Genomic DNA, 5,198 nt, shown 5'->3' on the forward strand with positions numbered 1-5,198 from the left:
GCACCAAGGAGTATTCGACCGAGAACGCCTCCGGCGGTAGCTCCGGCCCGTTCTACGACGGTGCAATCTTTCACCGGGTGATCAGCGGCTTCATGATCCAGGGCGGCGACCCGAGTGGGACCGGCCGCGGCGGCCCGGGCTACAAGTTCGCCGACGAATTCCACCCCGAGTTGCAGTTTGACAAGCCCTACCTTCTGGCGATGGCCAACGCGGGCCCGGGAACCAACGGGTCGCAATTTTTCATCACGGTTGGCGAGACCCCGCACCTGAACCGGCGACACACGATCTTCGGCGAGGTCGCCGACACCGATTCGCAGCAAGTCGTCGAGGCCATTGCCACCACTGCCACCGATCACGGTGACCGGCCGACCGAACCGGTCGTCATCGAATCGATCACGATTTCCTGAACGGGCTGCCCGGCAGCCGATCAGGGGCCGGCGTAGCCGTGCGCGGTCAGCACGTCGAGTACCTGCAACGGATCGGTGCCAAGGTCCCAACGCGAGAGGATCAGCAGCCGGCCGTCCTCCGCGTCTATCTCGAGCAGCCGCATTTTGCGGCCAATCCGGCGGAACTCGGTGATTCGGATGATCTTGATGTCGGCGGGCCGCAAAAGCTGCGTCCGCCACCATCCGCGGACCCGGAGACCGTCGGACGTGATTGCCAGCTTGGGACGCGCACGCCACGACGCGCTTGCAAACAAGATCAGACCGACCGCGGAAATACCCAGCAGTAACCGCCCCGGGGGGTCTGTGACGATAGTCACACAACCGATAGCCATCACAATGCCGACGATGCCGCAAGCTGCGATTCCGGTTGAAGACGGCGACCATTGCGTTTGCTGCACGGTGCTCCTAGGCGGGCCTACCACTGCCGATGGGGTTATCCACAAGCGCTATCAACAATGGGGATGAATCACACGCGTGTGATCTACTTGATCCGAGGTTGCCGGCCCAGTAACCGCGCAGACCGAAAATGAATTCATTACGGTCGCGTCAATGGCTACCGCCACCGCATTGTGAGCAACAAGCCGCTGATCATGAAAGCAAACGCGACGGCGTAGTTCCACGGGCCGAGGTTGGCCATCCAACTGAGCAGCGAGGGCGCGTCGGGGCCCGTGGCGGCCAGCTGGAACACCATCAGCCAAACCAGGCCGATCAGCATCAGGCCGATGAACAACGCGACGAACCACACACTGGACGGACCGGCCTTGACCTTGACCGGCGTGCGGCTGACCGCATGGGCAGTGAAGTCGGTTTTCTTGCGGACCTTGGACTTGGGCATTTCTACCTCGGGATGCCTCGGCGACTACGGTATTCAGGGCGGGTTTGCAACGACGAGCCTAACGCACCAACCAGCACCGAACGGAATGCCGATGGCCAAACGGATCGCCCGGCTGTTCAGCGCCCGCGGGCCAACCCCGCGCCGGGAGGCTACATCGATTGCCCGCCTCCTCCTCGGGCCGTTGCACGGCCCGCATCGTCGCCAGGTGGCACGCCCGTCACCGTGGCGCGTCGGCGTCCCGCTGGTCTGCCTGCTGGCCGGGTTGCTGCTCGGCGCTACGCACGGGGTGTCCGGTGGCGGCGAGATCCGGCGCAGTGACGCGCCTCGGCTGGTCGACTTGGTCCGCCAGGAGCAGTTCGACGTCGACCGGTTGAATGCCGAACGGGATCGACTGGCCACCACCATCGACTCGACGCACGGGCGGTCGTCGGACTCGGCGCTGGCAGCGATGCTGCGCCGGTCCGCCGAGCTGGCCGGTGACGCCGGTCTGGACCCGGTGCACGGACCGGGCCTAGTCGTGACGCTTAACGACGCGCAGCGAGACGCCAACGGCCGCTTCCCGCGCGACGCGTCCCCGGATGACCTCGTGGTGCACCAACAGGACATCCAGGCCGTGCTCAACGCGTTGTGGGGTGCCGGCGCGGAAGCGATTCAGATGCAGGACCAGCGCGTCATCACCACCTCGGCGCCGCGCTGCGTTGGGAACACGCTGCTGCTCAACGGTCGGACCTACAGCCCGCCGTATAAGGTCACCGCAATCGGCGACGCGGCGGCCATGCAGGCCACGTTGGCCGCCGCTCCCCTGGTGAGCCTCTACAAGCAGTACGTGGTGCGGTTCGGCCTCGGCTACACCGAGCAAGTCACGCCTGATGTCCGGATAACCGGGTACAGCGAGCCGGTGCGGATGCACTTCGCTCAGCCCGCCGGCCCGATCAGCTACTGACCCAGCCTGCCAACGAGTGCAACGGTAACCTGGCACGGTGCGGATCTTGGTCGTCGACAACTACGACAGCTTCGTCTTCAACCTGGTGCAGTACCTCGGGCAGCTCGGCGTCGAGGCACAGGTTTGGCGCAACGACGACGCTCGGCTGTCCGACCATGCCGCGATTGCCGCCGAAGTCGACGGGATCCTGCTCAGCCCGGGCCCGGGCACGCCGGAACGCGCGGGCGCATCGATCGACTTGGTGCGCGCCTGCGCGGCGGCGAACACCCCGCTGCTGGGCGTGTGCCTGGGGCACCAGGCCATCGGCGTCGCATTCGGCGCCACCGTGGATCGGGCTCCCGAGCTGCTGCACGGCAAAACCAGCAGCGTCTTCCACACGAATGTCGGTGTGCTGCAGGGACTTCCGGATCCCTTTACGGCGACGCGATATCACTCGCTGACCATCTTGCCGGAAACCTTGCCCGCTCAGCTGGAGGTGACCGCCCGCACTCGCAGCGGTGTGATCATGGGCGTGCGGCACACCGAGCTGCCGATCCATGGGGTCCAATTCCACCCGGAATCGATACTCACCGAAGGTGGCCATCGAATGCTGGCCAACTGGCTGGCCTACTGCGGTCAGGTCCGCGACGACGAGTTGGTGCGACGGCTGGAAAACGAGGTCATGAGCAGTTTGGCTACAGTGCGGCACTCCCCCGAGATGGGCGCTGCCGCTACTGACCGAACTTCAGCGTGATGGGTCCGTCCTTGTTCACACCCTGACCCGCGGACGGACTCTGGAACACCACCCGGTTGTGCTGAGAGCCGCCGGCGTCGACGTCGGAGCCCTTGACCAGCACGCCGGTCCATCCGAGCGCTTGCAGCTGCGGGTAGGCATCGGTCCAGACCAGACCCGATAAATCCGGCATGACGAACTGGTTGCCCTTGGAGACCTGGAGGTCGATCACCGTATCCAGCGGAACGGTCTGCCCCGCAGCCGGGTTGGTCCCGAGCACGTCACCGACCGGGCGGGGGCTGTCCACGGCGCTCTGGCTGAATTTGCTGAACCCGTAGACGGTGAGGTTTTTCTGCGCGAGGTCGGCGGTCTGCCCCGCGACGTCGGGAACCTGCTTGGTCGACGGACCCGAGCCGACGATCACGGCGATCTCGTTGGTGATCGCCGACGTCTGGTTGGCCGGCGGGTTGGTCGCGATGACCTTGTCCTTCATCTCCGGCGTGGACGGCGAGTGGACCTCCTTGAAGCGGCCGAAACCGGCCGACTTCAGCTTCTTCACCGCGGAGGCATAGCTCAGCGACGACACGTCTGGCACCTCGCGCTGCTCGGGTCCGGTGGAGACGTTGATGGTAATCAGGTCGCCGGCCCCAACTTTGGCGTTAGCGCCCGGGTCGGTGCCGATGACGTGATCGGGCTGGACAGTCGAATCCGGCTTCTGCTGGGTGCGTGTTTTGAAGCCGTGATTTTGCAGCGCGGCAATCGCATCAGCGGACGCCTGGCCCCGTACGTCGGGCACCTGGACGTTGCGCAGCCCACCACCGAAGGTGTTGATCAGGATGGTGACGATGACGGTCAGCACTGCCAGCGCTGCGACCGCGACGACCCAGCGGGTCACCGAACCGGAGCCGCGGTCACGGCCGAAGTCGAGTTCCTGGCGGGGTAGCGGATCGGTGTGCGGCCCGGCCGAGTCGCTGGGATGCGTCGACGCCAGCAGCGACGAGCGGTCGGCGTCGGTCAGAACCTTGGGCGCCTCAGGGGGTTCGCCGTTGTGTACCCGCACCAGGTCGGTGCGCATCTCCGCGGCGGTCTGATAGCGGTTCTCGGGATTTTTGGCCAGCGCCTTGAGCACCACCGCGTCGAGGTCGGCGGAGATGCCCTCATGCCGCTGCGACGGCGGAACAGGATCCTCGCGGACGTGCTGGTAGGCCACTGCGACAGGTGAGTCACCGACGAAAGGCGGCTCACCGGTGAGCATTTCGTAAAGCACGCAGCCCAGCGAGTAGACGTCGGAGCGGGCATCGACAGAATCGCCGCGAGCCTGCTCGGGAGAGAGGTATTGCGCGGTACCGATGACCGCCGAGGTTTGGGTGACGCTGACTCCGCTATCGGCGATCGCCCTGGCGATGCCAAAGTCCATCACCTTCACCGCGTTGGTGGTGCTGATCATGATGTTCGCCGGCTTGACGTCGCGGTGGATGATGCCGTGCTGGTGAGAAAAGTTCAGCGCCTGGCAGGCGTCGGCGATGACCTCGATGGCCCGGGTGGGCGGCAGCGGTCCCTCGGTGTGGACGATGTCGCGCAGCGTGACGCCGTTGACGTACTCCATCACGATGTAAGGCAGTGGGCCGGCGGCGGTTTCGGCCTCGCCGGTGTCGTAGACCGCGACGATGGCCGGGTGGTTCAGCGCGGCGGCGTTCTGTGCCTCCCGCCGGAAGCGCAGGTAAAAGCTGGGGTCGCGGGCCAGGTCGGCGCGCAGCACCTTGACCGCTACGTCGCGGTGTAACCGGACATCCCGGGCCAAGTGGACCTCGGACATACCGCCGAAGCCCAGGATTTCGCCCAGCTCGTAGCGGTCGGACAGGTGTTGCGGGGTGGTCATTACGGTGTCTCGTGTCGGGGTGGCAATGCGCGGGGGTGGATCAGCGCGACCGCCTGCCTGTACGGAGGCGGCTGGCTTTGCCGTCCAGCATTACCTCTTACCCCTCGATCCGTCCAATTCGTCGGATGTGTCGGAGCCGGCCCCGGCTTGCTGGGCGGCTGCCCGGTGTCGGTCACCGTCGGTGCGGACGGTTGCTGCTGGGAGGTGTTGTCGTGCGAGTTGATGACGATGAGGACGGCGATGATGATCGCCAGTGCGCCCAGCACCCCAGCAGCCCACAGCAGCGCACGCTGACCGGACGAGAAGGTGCGCCGGGGCGGCTGCGTGCGGTGACCGCCGGTGGTCCGACGGGCGGTGGCAGCCCGGCCGGTGGGGTTGACTGC

General features: G+C 65.9%; 6 protein-coding genes and 1 pseudogene. 3 read left to right on the forward strand and 4 right to left on the reverse strand.

Annotation, left to right across the window (positions count from 1 at the left end; translation table 11 throughout):
• Positions 1–407: peptidylprolyl isomerase (locus WAN71_RS10175; protein ID WP_422225214.1), on the forward strand; the 407-nt coding region annotated here is incomplete at its 5' end.
• A 20-nt stretch (positions 408–427) separates the two neighbouring features.
• Here the strand turns inward: WAN71_RS10175 and WAN71_RS10180 are convergent.
• Both WAN71_RS10180 and crgA read right to left on the reverse strand, forming a co-directional pair.
• The gene (locus WAN71_RS10180) at positions 428–844 is read right to left on the reverse strand and encodes a PH domain-containing protein (RefSeq protein ID WP_422225215.1); all 417 of its coding nucleotides are present in this window, start codon (positions 842–844) and stop codon (positions 428–430) included.
• 155 nt (positions 845–999) lie between these two features.
• Positions 1,000–1,281 carry a cell division protein CrgA gene (gene crgA, locus WAN71_RS10185; RefSeq protein WP_422225216.1) on the reverse strand — a complete coding sequence of 94 codons (282 nt, stop codon included), beginning with the start codon at positions 1,279–1,281 and terminating at the stop codon, positions 1,000–1,002.
• A gap of 91 nt (positions 1,282–1,372) precedes the next feature.
• Between crgA and WAN71_RS10190 the strand changes: the two genes are divergently transcribed.
• Complete coding sequence (locus WAN71_RS10190; RefSeq protein WP_422225217.1) at positions 1,373–2,224, forward strand: DUF881 domain-containing protein; 852 nt, start codon at positions 1,373–1,375, stop codon at positions 2,222–2,224.
• Between the two features lie 37 nt (positions 2,225–2,261).
• On the forward strand, positions 2,262–2,957 hold the full coding sequence (locus tag WAN71_RS10195) for an aminodeoxychorismate/anthranilate synthase component II (protein ID WP_422225218.1): 696 nt from the start codon (positions 2,262–2,264) through the stop codon (positions 2,955–2,957).
• Here WAN71_RS10195 and pknB read toward each other — a convergent pair.
• Both pknB and WAN71_RS10205 read right to left on the reverse strand, forming a co-directional pair.
• Positions 2,935–4,815, reverse strand: a complete 1,881-nt coding sequence (gene pknB, locus WAN71_RS10200; RefSeq protein WP_422225219.1) for a Stk1 family PASTA domain-containing Ser/Thr kinase — start codon at positions 4,813–4,815, stop codon at positions 2,935–2,937. The genes WAN71_RS10195 and pknB overlap by 23 nt on opposite strands.
• Positions 4,815–5,198 (reverse strand): annotated as a pseudogene (locus WAN71_RS10205) (serine/threonine protein kinase); the annotation flags it as partial. The pseudogene WAN71_RS10205 and the gene pknB, both read right to left, overlap by 1 nt.

This window comes from Mycobacterium sp., from assembly GCF_049280035.1.
Classification (GTDB): Bacteria; Actinomycetota; Actinomycetes; order Mycobacteriales; family Mycobacteriaceae; genus Mycobacterium.